The sequence below is a fragment of the Serratia sp. S4 genome (genome assembly GCF_000347995.1).
Classification (GTDB): domain Bacteria; phylum Pseudomonadota; class Gammaproteobacteria; order Enterobacterales; family Enterobacteriaceae; genus Serratia; species Serratia quinivorans.
Genome location: NZ_KB661120.1, coordinates 1,012,159 through 1,032,844 on the forward strand (window position 1 = coordinate 1,012,159; position 20,686 = coordinate 1,032,844).

General features: G+C 57.1%; 13 protein-coding genes. 8 read left to right on the top strand and 5 right to left on the bottom strand.

The genetic code is table 11. The features are described from left to right. The first annotated feature begins 84 nt into the window (after nt 1-84). The 3 genes from proB to SERS4_RS0105385 all read left to right on the top strand — a co-directional run bounded on the left by proB (nt 85) and on the right by SERS4_RS0105385 (nt 3,490). The gene (gene proB / locus SERS4_RS0105375) at nt 85-1,188 is read left to right on the top strand and encodes a glutamate 5-kinase (protein ID WP_012005410.1); all 1,104 of its coding nucleotides are present in this window, start codon (nt 85-87) and stop codon (nt 1,186-1,188) included. A 9-nt stretch (nt 1,189-1,197) separates the two neighbouring features. Further along, nucleotides 1,198-2,451, top strand: a complete 1,254-nt coding sequence (proA, locus tag SERS4_RS0105380; protein WP_017891741.1) for a glutamate-5-semialdehyde dehydrogenase — start codon at nt 1,198-1,200, stop codon at nt 2,449-2,451. A 253-nt stretch (nt 2,452-2,704) separates the two neighbouring features. Beyond that, complete coding sequence (locus SERS4_RS0105385) at nt 2,705-3,490, top strand: hypothetical protein (RefSeq protein ID WP_017891742.1); 786 nt, start codon at nt 2,705-2,707, stop codon at nt 3,488-3,490. Between the two features lie 248 nt (nt 3,491-3,738). Here SERS4_RS0105385 and cybB read toward each other — a convergent pair whose 3' ends face one another. Continuing rightward, nucleotides 3,739-4,263 carry a cytochrome b561 gene (gene cybB, locus SERS4_RS0105390; RefSeq protein ID WP_083906176.1) on the bottom strand — a complete coding sequence of 175 codons (525 nt, stop codon included), beginning with the start codon at nt 4,261-4,263 and terminating at the stop codon, nt 3,739-3,741. A 117-nt stretch (nt 4,264-4,380) separates the two neighbouring features. After that, entirely contained in the window at nt 4,381-5,979 is a 1,599-nt protein-coding gene (locus tag SERS4_RS0105395) for an ABC transporter substrate-binding protein (RefSeq protein WP_017891744.1), read from the bottom strand. Between the two features lie 486 nt (nt 5,980-6,465). Between SERS4_RS0105395 and SERS4_RS0105400 the strand changes: the two genes are divergently transcribed. After that, nucleotides 6,466-7,812: a condensation domain-containing protein gene (locus SERS4_RS0105400; RefSeq protein WP_017891745.1), complete on the top strand. Its 1,347-nt coding sequence runs from the start codon at nt 6,466-6,468 to the stop codon at nt 7,810-7,812. A 43-nt stretch (nt 7,813-7,855) separates the two neighbouring features. On the opposite strand, the gene SERS4_RS0105405 is transcribed toward SERS4_RS0105400, so the two are convergent. Continuing rightward, nucleotides 7,856-10,951, bottom strand: coding sequence for an amino acid adenylation domain-containing protein (locus tag SERS4_RS0105405; RefSeq protein WP_026142223.1), 3,096 nt, complete (start codon nt 10,949-10,951; stop codon nt 7,856-7,858). A gap of 71 nt (nt 10,952-11,022) precedes the next feature. Then, entirely contained in the window at nt 11,023-12,624 is a 1,602-nt protein-coding gene (locus SERS4_RS0105410; RefSeq protein ID WP_026142224.1) for a condensation domain-containing protein, read from the bottom strand. Between the two features lie 504 nt (nt 12,625-13,128). Here SERS4_RS0105410 and SERS4_RS0105415 point away from each other — a divergent pair. The 4 genes from SERS4_RS0105415 to SERS4_RS0105430 all read left to right on the top strand — a co-directional run bounded on the left by SERS4_RS0105415 (nt 13,129) and on the right by SERS4_RS0105430 (nt 20,346). Further along, a complete protein-coding gene (locus tag SERS4_RS0105415; RefSeq protein ID WP_017891746.1) occupies nt 13,129-15,252 on the top strand; it encodes a TonB-dependent receptor in 2,124 nt (707 codons plus the stop codon). 100 nt (nt 15,253-15,352) lie between these two features. Then, nucleotides 15,353-18,277 carry a condensation domain-containing protein gene (locus tag SERS4_RS0105420; protein WP_017891747.1) on the top strand — a complete coding sequence of 975 codons (2,925 nt, stop codon included), beginning with the start codon at nt 15,353-15,355 and terminating at the stop codon, nt 18,275-18,277. Between the two features lie 46 nt (nt 18,278-18,323). After that, the gene (locus SERS4_RS0105425; RefSeq protein WP_026142225.1) at nt 18,324-19,556 is read left to right on the top strand and encodes a YncE family protein; all 1,233 of its coding nucleotides are present in this window, start codon (nt 18,324-18,326) and stop codon (nt 19,554-19,556) included. Nucleotides 19,557-19,761: 205 nt separating this feature from the next. Continuing rightward, a complete protein-coding gene (locus SERS4_RS0105430; RefSeq protein ID WP_017891749.1) occupies nt 19,762-20,346 on the top strand; it encodes a flavin reductase family protein in 585 nt (194 codons plus the stop codon). Between the two features lie 84 nt (nt 20,347-20,430). On the opposite strand, the gene SERS4_RS0105435 is transcribed toward SERS4_RS0105430, so the two are convergent. After that, nucleotides 20,431-20,667: a hypothetical protein gene (locus SERS4_RS0105435; protein ID WP_026142226.1), complete on the bottom strand. Its 237-nt coding sequence runs from the start codon at nt 20,665-20,667 to the stop codon at nt 20,431-20,433. Between the last annotated feature and the right edge of the window lie 19 nt (nt 20,668-20,686).

The following is a 20,686-nucleotide window of genomic DNA, read 5'->3' on the forward strand; positions in this document are numbered from 1 at the left end:
CGCGTTGTGCCTGTTGGCATAACGCGTCTCTCCTGTTACAAAGTCCCTAGTATTATTCTTCTCATCTTACACGGCAGAAACACTATGAACGGCAGCCAGACACTGGTTGTGAAATTGGGCACCAGCGTGTTGACCGGCGGATCGCTGCGTCTTAACCGTGCCCATATTGTCGAACTGGTTCGCCAGTGCGCACAACAGCATGCAGCGGGTCACCGCATCGTTATCGTCACCTCCGGCGCGATTGCCGCCGGGCGCGAACATTTGGGTTACCCCGAACTCCCCGCCACCATCGCCTCCAAGCAGTTGCTGGCGGCGGTCGGGCAGAGCCGGTTGATCCAACTGTGGGAGCAACTGTTCTCCATTTATGGCATCCACGTCGGGCAGATGTTGCTGACGCGTGCCGATCTGGAAGACCGCGAACGCTTCCTCAATGCGCGTGACACCATGACGGCGTTGCTGGACAACCGTATCGTGCCGGTAATCAATGAGAACGACGCGGTAGCGACCGCAGAAATCAAGGTAGGCGACAACGACAACCTGTCGGCGCTGGCGGCAATCCTGGCCGGGGCCGACAAACTGTTGTTGCTGACCGATCAGCAGGGGCTGTACACCGCCGACCCACGTAACAACCCGCAGGCAGAGCTGATCCGTGAAGTGCACGGCATCGACGACGCCTTGCGCGCCATCGCCGGCGACAGCGTTTCTGGCCTGGGCACCGGCGGCATGGGCACCAAGCTGCAAGCCGCCGACGTGGCCTGCCGCGCCGGTATCGACGTAATCATCGCCGCCGGCAGCAAGCCGGGCGTGGTGGCTGACGTGATTGAAGGCAAACCGGTGGGCACCCGTTTCCACGCGCTGGAAACCCCGCTGGAAAACCGCAAACGCTGGATCTTCGGCGCCCCCCCGGCCGGTGAGATCACCGTCGACGACGGTGCGGTCGACGCCATTATGGCGCGCGGCAGCTCACTGCTGCCGAAGGGCATCCGCGAGGTGAAAGGCGATTTCTCCCGTGGCGAAGTGATCCGCATCCGCAACCTGACGGGGCGCGATCTGGCGCACGGCGTCAGCCGTTATAACAGCGACGCGATGCGCATGATTGCCGGTCACCACTCGCAGGAAATCAGCGAAATTCTCGGTTATGAATACGGCCCGGTGGCAGTTCACCGCGACGATATGATTGTCAGCTAAGGAGTGAGCATGCTCGAGCAGATGGGGAAGGCCGCCAAGCAGGCCTCCTGGCAACTGGCGGTGCTGAGCACGGCGAAGAAAAACCAGGTGCTGTCGGTGATTGCCGACAAACTGGAAGCCGAAAGCGAAGTGATTTTACAGGCTAACGAACAGGACATGGAGCAGGCACGCGCCAGCGGAATGAGCGAAGCGCTGCTCGATCGCCTGTTACTGACCCCGGCACGCCTGGCGGCGATCGCCAACGACGTGCGTCAGGTATGCCGCCTGAACGACCCGGTCGGCCACGTATTGGACGGCAGCCTGCTGGACAGCGGGCTGAAGCTGGAACGCCGCCGGGTGCCGCTCGGCGTGATTGGCGTGATTTATGAAGCACGGCCCAACGTCACCATCGACGTCGCCAGCCTGTGCCTGAAAACCGGCAACGCGGTGATCCTGCGTGGCGGTAAAGAAACCCACCACACCAATCAGGCGACGGTGAAGGTGATCCAGCAGGCGCTGGAACAGTGCGGCCTGCCGGCTGCGGCGGTACAGGCGATTGAAAGCCCGGATCGCGCACTGGTGAATGAATTGCTGCGCCTGGATCGCTACGTCGACATGCTGATCCCACGCGGCGGTGCTGGTCTGCATAAATTGTGCCGCGAACAGTCAACCATCCCGGTGATCACCGGCGGTATCGGCGTTTGCCACACCTATGTTGATGACAGCGTTGATTTCGACAAAGCACTGACGGTGATCGAGAACGCCAAAATTCAACGCCCAAGCGCCTGTAACTCGCTGGAGACGCTGCTGGTGAACCGCAACATCGCCGCAGAGTTCTTGCCAGCACTGAGCAGCAGAATGGCGGCGGTCGGTGTCACCCTGCACGCAGCGGAGAACGCCATGCCACTGCTGCAAGACGGCCCGGCAACGGTGGTGGCGGTAGCGGCGGAAGATTACGACGATGAATGGCTGTCGTTGGATTTGAACGTGGCGCTGGTGGATGACATCGATCAGGCCATCGACCATATTCGCACCCACGGCACCAGCCACTCCGACGCGATCCTCACCCGTTCACTGAGCAGCGCCGAGCACTTCGTGCGTGCGGTGGATTCAAGCGCGGTGTACGTCAACGCCAGCACCCGCTTCACCGACGGCGGCCAGTTCGGCCTTGGCGCAGAAGTGGCCGTCAGCACCCAGAAATTGCACGCCCGTGGCCCAATGGGCCTGGATGCTCTGACCACCTACAAATGGATCGGCTACGGTGATGATTTGGTTCGTAGCTAAGCTTTGGTTCGGTGTTTCAAAAATGCAGGGGCGCAGTTCATTGGACTGTGCCCTAAATGTATCGGAATAGTAGAGTATATTATTTTTAAGCCTCGGTAATATATGTTGTGTTGACAGTTGCGCTATTGATATTAAAGTTAGGTTAATATATTTGACCGATGATGATATTGTGGGTTGTAAATTAAGTTTCACTGTGTATGAAATTAGGTGTTTATATTTATAATAGGCAACAAGAAAATAAAATGGACTGAAAATGCGTATTGATAATTTATTGAAGAATGAAATACCTATTGTTACTTTAATCACAGCATTATGCTATGGAATAGCATACTTGTTTCAGTGGGGGTATTCTTCATATTTTGGATATCCAACTGAGTTTATATATATTGACATAAATACTATGTTGAAAACATTGTTTTGGTTATTAGGGTTTGGTGTTATTGCTGCCACTCTTTTGACTGGGCAATACATAGCTTTGAAAAACGGGAGACGATTGGTTGCTCTTGCGGTTGGATTTCTTATTTTAATTTTTGCATATCTAATTGTTTTTGGATTTGAAAACCCATTAAAGTTACTTGACTCAGATTCTACGATCACACTTGGTGAAATTTCTAATATAGCATACTTGCCGATTAATCTTGCTATTACCGTTAACGCTTACTTGCAAACAAGAATGTATCTTGTAGAGGCTGAAGAACAAGGCGGCGATAATGAACATATCTTGAGTATGAGAAAACGAGAGTTATGGTCTCGTTCGATATTATTAGTTTTAACTGTTTTCACTTCGGCGATTTTCTTTTACTCTGCTGGTAAAATAGCCGCTTATAAAAGTACTCGTATCTACGAGTCTGATACTAATCCAAGTGCTTTCCTATTAAATGTTTATAACAATAAGTTTGTTACAGGGCGATGTTCAAAAAATGGAGTTTCGTTTAATTATAGTGAAGATTCGACTAAGTATACTTATGTTAGAGTTTCAGACGCAAAGAGAATTCAAGAAATAAAAAAATGTTTTGAAATGCAAAGGGTAAAATATTAATGGTTGTTTTTTGTCTTATATGTTGTTTATTGCAATTAATTATTTTTAGGTTTCTTTTTATGAGAATAAACCCATGTAACAGAATAGTTCAACAACCGATCATCTATTTAGAGTAAATTTCGTTTCAATAGTTATTTATATTTATTGAAAGGCTAAGTTTGATTAAATAATATTTGACACTGTATGAAATAGAACACCACATAACATTAAGCAATATATTTTCAGTAAATATGGTGTTGATTCAAATGTTAACGCTTTTTCAGCCACGGCAGCATGCGCACCAGCGCATTGTCCTTAACGATATAGTGATGGAACAGCGCGGCGGCGGCATGCAGCCCAATCAGCCAATAACCGAAGGCCGCCAGCGTCTTGTGCCAGCCGATAATCATCCGCGCCTGCGGCCGATCGGCGACCTCGGCAAAAGGCATCGGCAGGCCAAACAGAAACCACTCTTTACCGCCCAGATAGCGGGAATAAACCCCCAACACTGGCAGCGTCAGCAGCAACAGATAAATCAGGCTGTGCACCAGATGCGCCGCGCCGGTTTGCCATTTAGCCGGTTTCGGGCTGATGGCAGGGCTGGTGTGGCGCCAGCGCAGGAATAGACGGGCGATCATCAATACAAACACCGTCACCCCACAGCTGAAGTGGGTCACCACCAACACGTACCATAACGGGGTGCCCGGTATGGTAAATCCTCTTAGCTCAATCGTCGTGCAGGTGATGATCAGCAGGATCGCCACCAGCCAGTGCAGACGGATCTGCATCGGCATATAAGAGTTCTGCACCGGGTTGCCTTTGAATGTTAAATCACAGTGCTGATGAGAGTAACCAAATGTTACAGAGGAGGAAAGCGCCGGATGTGAAAATCATCCGGCGCGTGTAGTGACTCAGTTGGCCTTGGCTTTGGCGAAGTCACTGCCGTTAACGTCAACCACATAGCCGCTGACGTTGCTGCGGGTGGCGTAGAACACCTTGCCGTTAGCCAATGGCAGCAGGGGGAGCTGTTTGGCAAAAATCACCTGCGCCTGCTGGTAAAGCTTGGCGCGTTCGGCCGGGGCGCTGACCGAAATTGCCTGCTGGATCAGCTTGTCATAGCTGCTGTCGCACCAACGGGCCGCATTGGCACCGGTCTGCACGCCGGCGCAGTTGAGCAGCGTGGCGAAGTTGTCCGGGTCGCCGTTATCCGACATCCAGCCGTACAACGCGCTCTGCTGTTCCCCTTTGCGCAGCCCGGCCAGGTACTGGCCCCATTCCCAGGTGACGATTTTGGCCTTCACGCCCACTTTCGCCCAGTCGTTTTGGATCATCTGGGCGATGCGGCGTGAGTTAGGGTTGTAAGGGCGGGCTACCGGCATCGACCAGATATCGGTCTCAAAGCCTTTTTCCAGCCCGGCCTGTTTCAGCAGTTCACGCGCTTTGTCCGGGTTGTAAGCGTATTCCGGCAGCTTGTCGTTGTAGCCCAGCATGCCCGGCGGCAGTATCGAGTTGGCCGTGTTGCCACTTTCTTTAAACACCGCCGCGACGATGGCCTTTTTGTCCACCGCGTAGCTCAGCGCCTGGCGCACCAGCACGTTATCAAACGGCTTCTTCTGGGTATTGAATGCCAGATAGCCGACGTTCAGGCCGTCGATACTGTGCAGCTGCAGGTTTTTGTCGCTCTTGATGGCGTCAAACTGTTCCGCCAGCGGGGCAGGGATAATCTGGCACTCGTTGGTTTTCAGCTTCGCCAGCCGGGTTTCCGGGTTTGGCGTGATGGAGAAGATCAGGTGCTTGCTGGCCACTTCGCCCTGCCAGTAATGCGGGTTGGCGATGTAGCGGATCAGCGAGTCCTGCTTGTACTGCTGCAGTGCGAACGGACCGGTACCGATCGGCCAGTTATCGACGTTCTCCGGCGTGCCTTTTTTCAGCATGGCATCGGCATATTCAGCGGAAAGGATCGAAGCGAAGTCCATGGTCCAGTCCGCCAGGAAGGCGGCGTTAGGCTGGCTCAGCGTAAAGCGCACGTGGTCGTTATCCACCGCCTCCACTTTGGTGATCAGTTTGTCCAGCCCGGTGTCGGTAAAGTACTCGTAGTTGCCGCCGGACACCTTGTGATACGGATTATTGGCATCTTTTTGGCGCATCACGGTGAACACCACGTCCTCGGCGTTGAAGTCACGCGTTGGGGTGAAGAACTTGTTGCTGTTGAATTTCACGCCCTTGCGCAGCGTAAAGGTGTAGGTCTTGCCGTCCGGGCTGATGGTCCACTCGGTCGCCAGTGAGGGAGCGGGGGTTTTATCGCTTTCACGCAGCGTCAGCAGGCGGTTGTACAACACCTGCGAGGTGGCGATAAAGGTGGTTCCGGAGCTCGATAGCTGCGGGTTGAAAGACTCCGGCGAGGCCACGGTGCAGTAGACCAGGGTATCGCTGGCGGCCAGGGCATGGCCCGCCGTCAACAGGCCGGTTCCTGCCAATAACAAACCCACAGTGCTTGGTTTTAAACGCATAAAATGGATGGCTCCCTCAGGTTAATTGAGGACACTGCCGCCGCATTGGCATTCAGGCAGCCCTCAAATTAAATATAAGTGATTGATAGCAGATATGGGAACTGGGGGATGAGAGTTCTCTCCCGATCTGTTGCTTCGTCATGCGCCGGTTGGTCAGGCAAGTTTGCGGTATGAACAGGTTGTTCTATATTCATGAAAATGATAATAAGTGTTATTATCATTTTCATTTGTAACTGAATCGAAACATCTTCAGTGCGCTGTGGCCGTTGTTTTTAGTGGTCCACGCCGTCTCGTTTTTACCTGAACCAGGGAGGTCAGGCACGCCAACCACAATAAGCAGGAACACGCCGGGCAGTCTGCCAACGGGTCGCCCAGCCGTGCCCAGCATTCATCCCGCTTTGGCCGCTATCAAACGTAATTTGCGGCGGCGAGGTTTTGGCTTGTGTTGTTTCAACATTTGTTTATGGCTTTTCAAAGGTAGGTAACATGTCGGGAACTGTTTTAGCTACTGAATGGCTGCCGCTGACACCGGCGCAGTTAGACTTCTGGGACGAATTTACCTTGCACCCCAGGCAGCCCTTTTCCACCGTCGCCCACGTCACCGAACTCCGTGGCGCGGTGGATGGGCTGGCGCTGGCTCGGGCAATCACGCTCACCATGGCGGAAACGCAGGCGTTTGCCTTACGGCTTAGCGCCGGTACTGGCGATAGCCCGCCGCTGCAGCGTTACGACCCTCAATCGGTGCCGCCCTTGCAGCAAATTGATCTGCAGGCGCAGTCCGATCCTTATCAGGCGGCGATGCGGCTGATGCAGGCGGATGTCGAACGACCAATAGATTTACGCAGCGAACCGGTGGCGGCCGTATGGCTGATCAAACTGGATCCGTCGCGCTACGTCTGGTATCTGCGTACTCATCATATTGTGATCGATGGCTTCGGTATGGCGTTGGTCGAACACCGCTGCGCCACGCTATACGCGCATTTCCTTGGCAACGGCGCAGTGGGGCAGGCTCTGGGCAGCTTCAGCGCTTTCCAGCATCATGAACTGGCCTATGCCGCTTCTGAACGTTGCTCAAAGGATCGGTTTTTTTGGCAGAACTATCTGCCGCCGTCGCAGACCTTGCCGACGGTGCGCAAAGGCGGCCGGGAGTACGGCGTGAAATGCCTGAGCACCAGCACGGCTCTGCCGGAAGAGATTTCGCTGCGGTTGCGTGAGCTGTCGGAACGCAGCGGTATTGGCTGGCCCGATCTGCTGCTGGCACTGTCCGCCGCCTGGCTGTTCTTTACCTTACCGCCGTTGCCGCATGATAAAGGCGATACGCGCACCCTATGGATGCCGGTGATGAATCGCCGCAGCAGCCAGGCGACCAATACTCCGGCGCTGGCGGTCAATACGCTGCCGTTGTTGGTATCACTGCACGGGGAGGAGACGCTGGGGCGTTTTCTGTCGGACATGGCGCAGAGGCTGCGCGAGCTGCGCAGTCACGCCGGTTATCGCTTGCGGCAGATTGCTGCCGATCGCGGCGTGACGCCGGCTTCGCGTTTGTTTATCTCCCCGTTTATTAACGTCCAGCCGTTTGATCCGGCCGGTTTCAGCGGTTGCACCAGCACGCGTCGGGTACTGGCCGGCGGATCTGGCGACGGCGCTAACCTGACTTTCCGTGGCCGCACCGATGCCGGCGATCTGTATCTGGATATTGATATTTACGTGCAGCAGTTCCCCACGGCAGGAGTTGCCGACTATGGCAATGCCCTGCAGGAGTTTTTACTGCGTGCGTTGCAGGAAGAGGCGTTGGAAACAGCGGTCGGTGAACTGGTGGCGGTGCCCGCTTGAAAAAATCGGGCAGGGTTTGACCCTGCCCGCGGTGATATCCCGCTTAACGCGCCAGCAGCGCTGCGACCTCCCGGGCATTTTTGCAGGGGATCAGCAGCGTGGGTGGCAGACGGGTGCCGAAGGCGTCGTTGAGCTGCGCGGCCACCTGCCGAATGTGCGGCAGTTTCAGCCCCATGCTGATAAAGGCGGTTTCATCTCCCCATTCCGGGCGCGGCGTTGCGCCGATGGTCTGCAAATAGATAGCTAAAATCTTGCCGCTATTGGCCGGTGCTGCGCCTGGCAACGGTGCGGCGCAGGCGTTTAACCCCGGTGCCGCCCGTTCGGCGCTGAAGGCGGCGCGGATGCGGTGGCGGTCTGTCTTGCCATTGCCCGAAAGCGGCAGCGCTTCGGCGTGGATAAAGCGCGTCGGGATATGGGTGCAGGGCAGATAACCGGTTGAGAACGCGCGGATCGCTGCCAGCGACAATGGTTCGCCGTTGTGAGTGAGGTACATCGCCCCGAGCGTGGCTTCGCCGTTATCTCCGCCGGGGTAATCCACCACCACGATGTCGAGGATCGCCTCGTGTCCACGCAAGACGTCTTCAATCTCCGGCAGCGAGACGCGCACCCCACGGATTTTCACGTAGCCGTTCACCCGGCTGGCGAACAGGATATTGCCATCGGCACGATAGTAACCCTGGTCGCCAGTGCGGAAGGCGCGCAGCGGTTGGCCGTCTGGCCCCTCCAGCGTGACGAAATCATGCTGTTTTAAATCACCGTCTTCCAGATAACCCAATGCCAGATTCACCCCGGCAGTGTGGATGCGGCCGACCACACCGGCCGGGCAGTGGCTGCCGTCGTCATGGCAAATAAAATACTGGTTGGCCGGCAATGGCTGGCCATAGGGCACGGTTCCGGTGTCCTGCGGTGCTATCGGGTGCCAGATGCTCCAGATGGTGGTTTCGGTTGGCCCGCCGAGCGAGAACAGGCTGATATCCGGGCGCAGGCCACGCAATTGCTGCACCGTGGCCGGTTTGATGTAGTCGCCGCCCTGAGCCACCAGCCGCAGCGAACGCAGGCTGTCTTCGGTTTTACAGGTCAGCAGCATCTCCAAAATGGCCGGTACCGAACACCACAGGCTGACGCGATGGCGCTCCACCAGTTGGTTCCAGCTGATGGCGTCTTTTTCCTGATGCGGTGCCGGTAACACCAGGGTCGCACCGGCGCTGAGCGAGCCGAACAGATCAAACATCGACATATCATGGTGCGGTGGCGTGACCGAGATCATCACGTCATCGGCGGTGACCGCCCAGCGTTGCAGGGTCTGGCCGATAACGTTAGCGGTGGCGCGGTTGTTGAGCACCACGCACTTCGGCTTGCCGGTGGTACCGGAGGTATACAGGTAATAACTGGCCTCGCTGCTGGCGCTGCGCTCGGTCAGCGTCTGGCGGTCCGGCAATGCTGCGTGGCTTGCTGACGGGGCGAGCAGCGCTGCCGGTGTTACCCCGTTCGGTGTTTCCAGTTCACCACGCTGAACCACCAGGTCCGGCCGACAGTTGGTCAGCAGATAAGCGGTGCGCTCCGGCGGCGAGTTAATGTCGATCGGCACCCAGATAATCCCCAACAGCGCACAGGCCAGCGAGATAGTGACATGCTCCGGGCTACGCGCCAGATACAGCGCCAATACGCTGCCAGGCCCCAGACCACGCTGTTGCAGGTTGGCCATTACCGCGGCGACCTGTTCGCCTAGTTGCGGGTAAGTCAGGGTTTGTTGATCGCAGATCAGCGCCGGTCGTGGCTGCGGATCGTTAAACAGTCGTTCCGCCAACTGAGCAAGATAAGGGGAGGCACTGAATGCCGCCTCGTCGTGGTTATGGCGGTAATGCTGATAATCGATAAATTGCGCCGGGGCAATTTCCAGATCACCGTCCCGGCACATCAGCATCACCCGGCGCTGCAACGCGCCCAGCATCGCCTGCACCTGCTCGCCATCCAGCGCTTGCTCGGCATAGTCAACGCACAGCAGCAGGTTTTTGTCGGCATCCTGCGTCAGCCGGATATCAATCGCCACCTGCGGCGTCTGGGTTACGCCGTCAAAATAACGCACTGGTGCATGGGCCGGCAGTGTCTCCCAGCCCAGACAGTTGGTGAGGATCACCGGCAGCGCAGGAGATCCCTGACTGTGGCTTTGTAGCTGCCGCGCCAGATCAACGCCGGAAAACGTCAGGTGGTCGAGCGCGCCCAGCACGTCGTCTTGCAGCGCCTGCGCGCGGCTGACAAAGCTGCCGCCAAGGCGGGTATAACGCACCGCCACGAAGGTGGAAGCGTTACTGAGTGAGCCATCCGCCGCTGGAAATGCCACCGGCACCCCAACGCAAAGCTCGCCGTCGGTGGTCCATTGCGCCAGCGTATCGAGGATCAGCGCCGAAAGGCTGCTGTTGCGCAGCAGGGCATGGGCGGACCCCAGGCGTGAAAACTGTTTCAGTACCTCGCGCGGCAGGGTCAGGTTGGCACGGCGGTAACGCGAAGATTTGATATTGGCCAGCGGAGTGCGCCACGGCAACGCCGACGGGGTGGTAATGTCCTGCAGCTTGGCCTGCCAGTAGGCGGCGTCGGCCTGACGCTGCTCTGCCGTGGCGATGGCCGGTGGGCTGGTGGGGGCGATGGGCGGCAGCGTGGCGTCGTCAAACAGCCGGGCGATCACGCTGGAGATGCCCTGACCGTCGAGAATTAGCGCGTCGAAGCTGGTGAAAATCACACTGTCGTAAGGGTTGCCTGCCTCGTCCTGCATCTCTGGCAATTGAATGGCGACAATACGCCACAGCGGCTGCGCGGGATCGTGGCGCTGGTGCGAATATTGCTCGCGAAGGTCGGCCAGACGTTGTTGTGCAGCCTGATGATCGAGCGCCCGCAGATCCTGTCGATCCAGGTTCAGCGTGGCTTCCGGCCGAACATGCTGAGTAAAGCGCTGGGGATCGATGCAGGTGCGAAGCGCCGCGTAATGTTGTACCAGCTCCCTCAGCCGGGCTTCCAGCCGTGCCAAATCCAGCCGCAGGCCGTGATATTCGCGAAAGTCGTGCATTGCCACGCCGCCGAGCGGCCATTGTTCGCTGCGGCCGAGCAGATAAGCCTGCTGCAGCGTGGTTAATGGTGTCTCCATGGTATTTCCCTATTGTCGCTAACCAACGAAAAGAATGCGGAGCGCGTGAGGCTACGCGCCCGTCACTGATATCAGGCTTTGGGTGTCAGTACCTTCAGCAGCATTTGCGCCCCCTCGGCGGCGTTGGGCGCCTGCCGGCAGATCAGCGCAGCAAGGGCCGCCGGGGATGGATTAGCCGCTACGTCCGCCGGGGTCAGCGCCACCGACAGATATTTGTTAACCACCGCCAGTAATGCCGGCAGCCCGTCCTGCGGCAATGGCAGGGCGTTGATGTCGTCGTCATCACTCAGTCTGGCGTCCGGCACCACGCGTGCCAGCAAACGATGCAGCAGTTGGCGCACTGGCATTTGGCGGGCCAATGCCGCTGTGGAACACTCTGCCAGCCACTGCGCCAGCGGCAGATTGAAGCTGCCCGGTTGGTTGGCGGCCTGTTTCAGCAAGGCGCCATAGGTGGCAAACAACTGTGGCAGCAGCCCATCCGGGAAGGCATCCAGGCGCACGTCCCAGTTGATCAGAATGCCGCCGTTGGCGTGCGCCACCTGGGCATCCAGCGCCACCTGCGGTCCCTGGGAAATCACCCATTCCAGCGGACCAAAGGTGCGGGTGACATTGTCTGAGAACAGCGCTTTGCCGCGAATGCCGAAACCGGCGGTAAATACCACCGGCGAGGGCTGCATGCTGCCCTGCAGGCGCGACAGATCGCGCATCACGCTGACGCCCGGATAGTCGGCATGGGCGATCAATTCTGCCAACTGCGACATCAGGCGTCGGCAGAAGGCGGGCAGGTTTTCTGCCGGATCCAGCTCCACGCCGAGCAGCACCAAATTGGAGAAGTCACCAATCAGGTTGTCGACGTTTTCTTCGGCACGATGGAACAGCGGTACGTTCAGCCGAAAGCGCGACAGCCTCCAGCCGTGGCCGACGGTGACGGCGAACAGCGCTAAAAACAACGATGAAAGCGTGATGCGGTGCGCTTTGGCGACTTGCTCCAGGGCTTTGGTTTCTGTGGCGCTCAGTTGCAGCGCCAGCCGATCGCTACGGCAGCGATCCGGGGTACGCAGCAGGTGCGGTGCGGGCGGCAACTGGGTTAGCCGCTCACGCCACCAGGCCTGCGCGCGGGTGCGGTGTGCCTGAAGCTCGGTGTCAGCTTGCTGCCGTTCCAGATAGTCAAAGTAGGCAATGCCATTGTCGCTCGGTGCAGCCGGGCATTGATGATAAAAGCGCGCCAAATCCTCCATCAGCACGCGAAAGCTCATGGCATCACCGGCAATCATATCCAAATCGACATGCAACCTGCTGTGGCCACCCGGCAGCAGGCTGAGGCTGATATCACAGGGGATACCCTGTTCCAGCGGCAGCATTTGGCTGCTTTTCGCCAGCCGTTTTTCGGCAAGCCTGTGGGTAACATCGGCAGTGTCCGCGTGGCTAAAATCGTCCAGATGCAGGCCATGTTGCGGGCCGCAGGGGGCGATAGTTTGTTGGCCATCGGCGGTGACCTGCAGGCGTAACATGGGGTGATGCAGGTAAAGAAGGGCAACGGCCTGTCTCAGTCGTTCGACATCCAGGTCGCAGCAGTTAAATTCCGCATACAGGTGGGCACTGACGCCTCCCAGTGGCGCTGCGGATTGCCGGCCCACCCAGTAGGCGGCCTGCATCGTAGTCAAGGCTTTCATCGGGTTTCCATCAAGATTGAGAGACTGTAAGAATATATTGCAATGTTAATGGGAATGAAAATTATTACTATTAATATTTATGGTGATAACGCAGAGGAATAATGTGGTTAATGCTGGATGGTACTCAGGGGGATAAATTATTAACTCTGATATGGTTATGTTTTATATTCATTTTAAATGAAATTATTGTTTTTTTAGTGATGTGAATCTTTTGCTTTACCGATCTCCTTTCTGATTGTTTTCCCTGGTATTCATTCACTCAAGTGATAATGATTTGCATTAAAATATGTAAAATATTATCATTATTAACAATTCTTTACGTTTCCAGACAAAAATCAGCCTCTACCCGCTGCGTATCGGGGGTGGGGCGTTTGTCTGCGGCAAGGATATGCAACAGCAAGGTCAGGAAGGCCGCAATGCCATTGTCAGTGTGAAAAGCAGCGTCGTTACCTATGTGAAAACAATTAAATTTTTGTGCATCTGGGATGAAAGGAGAATACATCTATGAGCAAGCATTCAGCGGCTCAAAGGCATAAAATCGTAGGAAACAAGGAAAAAGCAGGCTTACAGGTCATCGGGGCATTTTCCTCACTCTTTCTGGGTCTTTGCTCTCTGTTTGTCGGCAGCGTTAACGCCGCCGCCGTGGACGAGAAAGTTCAGGAAACCGCAGACAGCAAACATAACGACAACTGGCAGGACTCCGAGAGCCTGCTGGTCACCGGCGAAAAAATCAAACGCAGCATTTTTGATACCGGCTCCAGCGTGCAAGTGTTCGACAGCGAACGTATTGCCTCTATGCCCAATGCGTTGCAGGTCCCTGATTTACTGAGGATGACTGCCAACGTCATGGATGTGGGCATCGGTAACGACCTTCCGACCGTGCGCGGTATCGATGGCTCCGGCCCGAATACCGGTGCCAATGCCTTCCTCAGCGGCACCCGCCCACGTCTCAATCTGTCATTGGATGGGCGTTCATTAACCTATAACGAGCAGGCCTACGGCCCGCAGTCGCTGTGGGATCTGGATCGCGTAGAAGTCTTCCTCGGGCCGCAGAGCTATATTCAGGGGCGCAACGCCATTGCCGGCGCCATCGTGATGGCCAGTAAGGATCCGACCTTTGACTGGGAAAGTGCCTTCAAGGGGGGCGCGGGCAACCAGCATTCTTCACAACTGTCCGCCATGGTCTCCGGCCCGCTGGTGGAAGACCAACTGGCGTTCCGCATCAGCGTCGATCGTCAGCGCCGCCGTAGTGACGTCGACCTGCCCGCCTATGAACCGGTGGGCGATCCGCGCGAGGTTGAAGCCACTACCGCCCGTGCCAAACTGTTGTTCAACCCGGCAGGCATGCGCGAGTTGACCACCAAGCTGACCTTTAACCATTTTGGCAGCACCTCACCGCAAAACGAGAGCCTCAACCCGTTGGTTCACCCGACCAGCCTGCGTCACGATCCGCGCCGTGCGGTATTTAAAAGCAACACCAACAGCGGCGTCTGGGATCTGGCCTGGGAGCAATCCGACAGCCTGACGCTGGAAAACCGGGTGATCTACACCGACTTCAATATCAACCGTCCTACCGCTTATGCCTTGCCGTACGCCGATATCGGCGGCAAAGAGGTGCATGTGGAGCCGGTGGCGCGCTTTGGCGGGCCGGGCAGCCGCCTGCACGGGCTGGCGGGGTTGCGTTACTTCCATGCCAAGCAGGATGAGTTCGTTAACATTTTCGGTGGTTCCACCTTCAAGGATAAAACCGACACCAATTCGGTGTTTGCCGAACTGACCTATGCCATCACGCCACAGGTGGACCTTACCGCCGCCAGCCGCCTGGAGCGAGAGCACCGTCAGCGTACCGGTGGCAGCAAGGCCGTACGTATCGACTTCGACGAAACCTACGACGTGTTCCTGCCGAAGCTGGATCTGGCCTGGAAACCGACGGATACCCAGACCTACGGCGCCAAGGTGGCGCGGGGTTATAACGCCGGTGGCGCGGGCATCACTATCGGCACGCCGGTGGTCAACTACACCTACGGTTCCGAGTATGTCTGGAACTATGAGCTCTACACTCGTCACCACCTGAAAGACGCCAACGTCATTCTGACCAGCAACATTTTCTACAACGACTACAAGGATATGCAGCTGCCGTACTCCCTGGGGCCAAACTCATCGGTGATCCGCAATGCCGACAAGGTGGAAACCTACGGTGCGGAGATGGGGGCGACCTGGCAGCCGCGCTGGGACTTCGAGCTGTTCACTAACGTTGGCCTGTTGAAGACCAAAATCAAGAAGTTCTCGGGCAGCGGCGTCGATGGGCACGAACTGGCGCGTGCGCCGGCTTATACCGCCAACATGGGCGCCAAGTACCAACTGATGGCCGGGTTGGAACTGAGCGGCAACGTGGCGTTCTCGGACTCCTACTACTCGCAGTACGACAACGACTCACGCGGGCGCATCGGTTCTTACTGGTCGGCGAATACCCAACTGGCGTACACCTTCGCCTATGGGCGCGCCACCCTGTATGCACAGAACCTGTTTGACTCTGAGCGTCGCGTGATGGTCAGCGGCAACGACGTGTACACGGCGACTCAACAGCGCCCGCGCATGATTGGCGCGGCACTTGAACTGACATTCTGATGCGGTAGCAGCCAGTCTGCACAAGGGGCGTACCAACGCCCCTTTTCATGACTCGCGTTCCCCGATGTTCCGGCGTGGCCGGGCGCAAGGAGATAGAGCAGTGAGCGGTTATTTTGACAATATTCTTAGCGATGACGAAGCCCAGCGTTTGGATCTGGCGTTCCAGACGCTGGGTGCGCGGGCGGCGGATGCCTCTCAACCCTTGAGTGAAGCGGAAGAGCTGGCGTGGTTCATGCACCAGCAGCGGGGCGATGGCAGCAGCCAGCAGGCAATGGCCTGGCGTCTGGGCGGCGAGCCGGATATCGGCCGTTTGGTTAGCGCGCTGGAAGCCCTGACGCGGCTGATGCCTGAACTGGACGTTCGTTATGACTTCGATGACGAACAGGGCTTACGCAAACTGCGCGGTAGCGCGACGCTAAACCCGGTGAGCATTCAGGCGGTGCTGGACGAACGACAGGCGGTTAGCCGTTTGCTGCAGGCGCAGGCCGCTCCTCTCGAACTGGCGCGAGAAGCACCGATACGTTTCCTGCTGTTCACCGGCACCGGTGCGGTATTAGGCGTGGTGGCGCACGATATTTTGGCGGAAACGCTGTCCTGTCGGCAATTATTGACCATGCTGTCGGCGCTGTATAACGGCATTGAGCCGACGCCGAGTTTTGCCATCATTCCTCCGGTGGCGACCCTGGCGGAAGCCAGCGAACTGGTGCTGCCGTGGCCGCGTCAGGCGACGGCCCTGCGCGATTACCAGACATCCGTCCCTCAGGATGAGCTACTGGCTCAGGCCGGGGTGCGTATAGCGACTCGCGTAGCGCGCAAAATCTTGCCGGCTGCAGACAACCCGGCGACGCTGCTGGCGGCGATTGCCGTGCGTTTTGGGCGCTTTATCAGCGCCCAGTCCGGCGGACAATCGGTGCAACTGAGTGTGCCGCAGGGCGATGCGCAGCAGGCGAGCGGTCTGGACGCCTGGATGAGCACTGCACAACTCAAACGTCTGACCCTGGGGCCTGTGGATCCTGAGGCGGAAACTCGCCTGCTGACACAGCAAACGGCGGAACGGGCTAATCCCCAACTGGCCCAACTGTTGGTGACCTGGCTGGCAGACTCGTCGGTGGCGTTGCAGCTTGACGGTGTCAGCGCCGAACGACTGTTGCTGCCACCACTGCATACGCCGTTTGAAATGGTGCTGGCCCTGAGCCTGCCGGATCCGGACTCGGTGGTGCTGGAACTGGTTACTGATCCCCGTTTAACCCCACATGCCGCGCCTTTCCTGCTGGAGCAGTTTGTTGCTTTCCTCGCCGGACGGTTAATAACCACGGCGCTGCTTCCTGCCGCTGAGCAGCCGTCAACCTTGCAAGAGAGCGTTTTGGCGACTCAAGACGCGCAAGCAGAAAATGCCGAGATTACCCAACTGATCCTGGCGGAATTCCGTGACGCGCTGGTCGCACCGGAGATGACCGCCGATGAAGATTTCTTCGATCGCGGCGGGCACTCGCTGGTGGCTACCCGGGTTATCGGCCGCCTGCTCAGCCTGCACCGCATCGAACTCAACATTAACGATCTGTTCAGCCACGCGACCGCCCGTGGATTGTCGGCTTACGCCAAACGTCAGGCAGTGGCGGAACCGAGCGCACCGCAACTTGCCGCGCAAACACAGGGGGAGGCGGTTCAGGCGCCGTTGTCTCTGGCGCAGCACTCCTTGTGGAAGGTCTACGAGGCCTTCGGCCACGACGAAATCTTCAATCTGCCATTCGCCATCTGTTTCCTTGATCCGGTGGATGAAACCGCGCTGCGTCAGGCGTTTATCGACGTGATGACCCGCCACAGCGTATTGCGTTCGCTGTTTATCGACCGCGACGGCGAGGTATATCAACAGGTGGTGCCAGCCGCTGACCTGCTGGATTACGGCTGGTTTTATTTCTCCGATGAAACACCGGCCGGTAATGCCAGTGAGTTGTTGGCCAGGGCGGGGGATCACCGCTTTGATCTGACCGCCGAGCTGCCGCTGCGCGCGACCTTCCTGCGGGATGCCGCCACCGGTCAGCAGTTGCTTTCGCTGCTGTTCCACCATGTGGTACTCGACGAGTGGTCGCTGAACCTGATGATGGACGAATTGGGGGTTGCCTATAGCCAGCGCGTGGCGGGGCAAGCGCCGCAGTGGAAAAGTGCCGTGCCGCAGTTTCACGCCTTTGCCCGGCAGCAGCAGGCGGGCGGCGTAGTACAGCAGCACCTGGATTACTGGCTGGATAACCTGCGCGACGCGCCGGTCGGTCAGCCGTTGTTCCAGCAGCAACCTTCGCACCATCCTGCGGTACCGGCCGACGCCGACGTTGACGGCGGCTGGCTGGAGTTTGACGTCGACCCGGCGGTGGCCGATGGGCTGTACGCGCAGGCCAGAAAGAACAACGCCTCACTGTTCAACGTGGTCTACGCCGGGATTACCTCGGCCCTGCGCCTGCTCGGTGGCCCGGCGGATCTGCTGGTGGGCACTTCCACCTCTGGCCGTAACGACGCCGAGTTTTTCGACACCATCGGCTACTTCACCACTGTGGTGGTGCACCGGGTACGTTTCGCCGAACAGTTGACGGTGGCGGGCCTGATTGATCAGGTTAAAAACACCATCAACGGTTCCATGCCCTACACCGATATCCCCATCGATCTGGTGGAAGAAGGGCTGTTTGGCGTTGATGCCGATCGCAAGAATCACATGTTCGAAGTGTTCATTCAGATCCACAGCCGCATCAAGTTGAATGGGGCATTCACCCTGCAGGATGGCCGCAGGGTGGCCTACCGTCAGGTAGAGCCGGAGAAAACCGCATCGCTGCTCGGTTTACAGTTTGAAGTGATGGAAGAAAATCTCGATGGCGCGAAATCCCTGCGCGTGATGATGACCTACCGCACCGATCACTACACCGCGCAACAGGCTGAGCTGATTGCCGGCAGCATTCAGCACGTGTTTTCACATTTTGCCCAGTTGGCCGACGGGGATATGCCGCTGGCAGCCCTGCCGCCGGTACCACGGCAATGACACTGTTCACCCTAACTGACTTTATTACTTTCATGGAGATAAACGGATGTCTGGAACTTTAGGAACACCCCGCGCTTTATTGTCATTGTTGATCGCCACGTCGTTGGTGGTGGCCGGTGCGGCACAGGCCCGTGATGCCGGTATTAAGCCAGAAGATATCAAGCGTCAGCCTTTATCGTCGGCGGTGGTGGAAATGGCCTTCAGCCCAAGCCAGCAGGCACTGTTTGTCAGTGCGCCGGACTGGAAGGAAGAGGCGAAATCCCGCGTGCTGCGTCTGGATCCGGCCACGCTGGCGGTGCAGGCGGAGATCCCGCTGCAGGTGAAGGGCTTCGGCGTGGCGCTGGATGATGCCGGGCATCGGCTCTATCTGACACAAGGTTTCAACGGCTCGGTCGGCGTGGTCGACACCACCACTAACCGAGCACTGGCCAGCATCCCGGTGACCGAAAAGAGCATGCTGGAAAAAACCTACAAAGACGCCGGTATCAGCGGTAAACGACTGGAGTTTTTGCTCGAAGAGCTTAAGCGCTTCAAGATAACCGAAGACTATCAATACCGTATCCGCGAGGTGAAATATGACGCGCAGACCGGTCGCCTGTTCCTGCCGGGGCTGGGCTTCGGGGTGGATAGCGTGCTGTTTGTGGTCGACACCAAAACCAAAAAACTGGAGAAAATGATCCCAGGGTTTGGCTACAACGCGGTAGGGATCACCCTCGACGAAAAAGGACGGCGCGTATTTGTCTCTAACATGCAGGGACAGTTGATCACCCTGAATGCCGACACGCTGGCGATCACCTCCACCAAAGAGATCCAGGCGGATCAGTTGCTGAATCTGGTGTATGACGGCAAGAACAACCGTTTGTTAGGCGTGGATCAGGGGATCGATCGCGATAACTATCGCAACACTCATCTGGAGCGCGACTACGTGAAGCGCAGCAGTGGTCACCGGGTGTTTGCACTGGACGCGGACAGCGGCAAGGTATTGGCCAGCGAACTGACCGATGAAGTGCCGATCGGTCTGCTGCTGGACGATCGTAATCAGCGGGTGTACGTCGCCAACCGCAATGGGGTCCGTGTCGACCACGGCGCGGGTACGTTAACGGTGTTCGATTCGAAGACCCTCAAACGCCTGCAAACGCTGGATTTGCCACCGCACCCTAACAGCCTGGCACTGGATACCAGTAACAATGTGCTGTTCGTGACGGTGAAAAATGACGGTGCCAGCACCAAGGCCGGTAAACCGGAAAGCGTGGTGCGTATTCAACTGCCGAAAAACTAGTTTTATCCTGCTGCGTCAGTGAAGGCTGACGCAGCGTATTTCTGCCCGACCTCAATACGCCGCCAGCTCATGCATACACATTCTGTGCTTCTTCACGGCCAACGCAATTGATCCCCACTGCAACGCAGATCTACACTGCTGGACGGAAGGCATCGCCATTCCCCCCGATATTTGATCAGCCAAATACCTCCATTAAGGGCTTCCCATGAATCATTTTCGACCCGTTGCACTGGAACATGCCAGCCGTTTACTTAACCATGGCCCGACGGTGTTGATCACCAGCAGAAGTCAGGATGGCGCACGGCGCAATGTGATGGCGGCCGCTTGGTCGATGCCGGTTGAATTTACGCCGCCGCGAATTGCCATTGTGGTCGACAAGGCGGCGCATTCCCGACAAATGATCGAAGAGAGCGGGGTGTTTGGTATTTGCATTCCGGCTGCGATGTTTATCGACACCACCTATGCGGTGGGCAATATCTCGGGGCAGGAGGTGGAGGATAAGTTTTCCCGTTTCAATATTGCCACGATCTCCAGTGCGACGTTGAATGTCCCCTTGATAGAACAGGGCTGCGTGGCCTGGCTGGAGTGCCGTCTGTTACCGGAGAGTGGCGCTCAGCAGAAATATGACACCTGTTTCGGCGAAGTGGTCGCCGCTGCCGCAGATGAACGGGTATTTCAGGGTGGCCGCTGGAACTTTACCGACGCCGATCCGCAGTTGCACACCATTCATCATCTGGGGGCCGGCAATTTTATTCGCAGCGGCGATACCCTGCGGGCAAAAAGCCTATAAATAATTTTCAGCCACTCACACCCGCGGTAAGCACGTGGGTGTGAGTTTTCCGCATTTGAATCATCGCTGACTCAGTCACCGGCATTAATTGTGGTGAGCGGGGCGAGCCTCTGGCGCACGTTTTTCTGGCGTTTTTTTATATGGTTTCTTGTGCGCTTGTTTATTGTGATGTGATTTTGGTTGCATTTTATTGCTGTGCGGCTTTTTATTATTTTGATGAACTACCGGCCTGTCATTATATTTATTAACCGGTGCTGCAGCGAATACCGATGTGCAATTTAGCGCCATTACGGCGGTAATAATGAGTATCAGTTTTTTCATTATGATGTCCTGATTTATT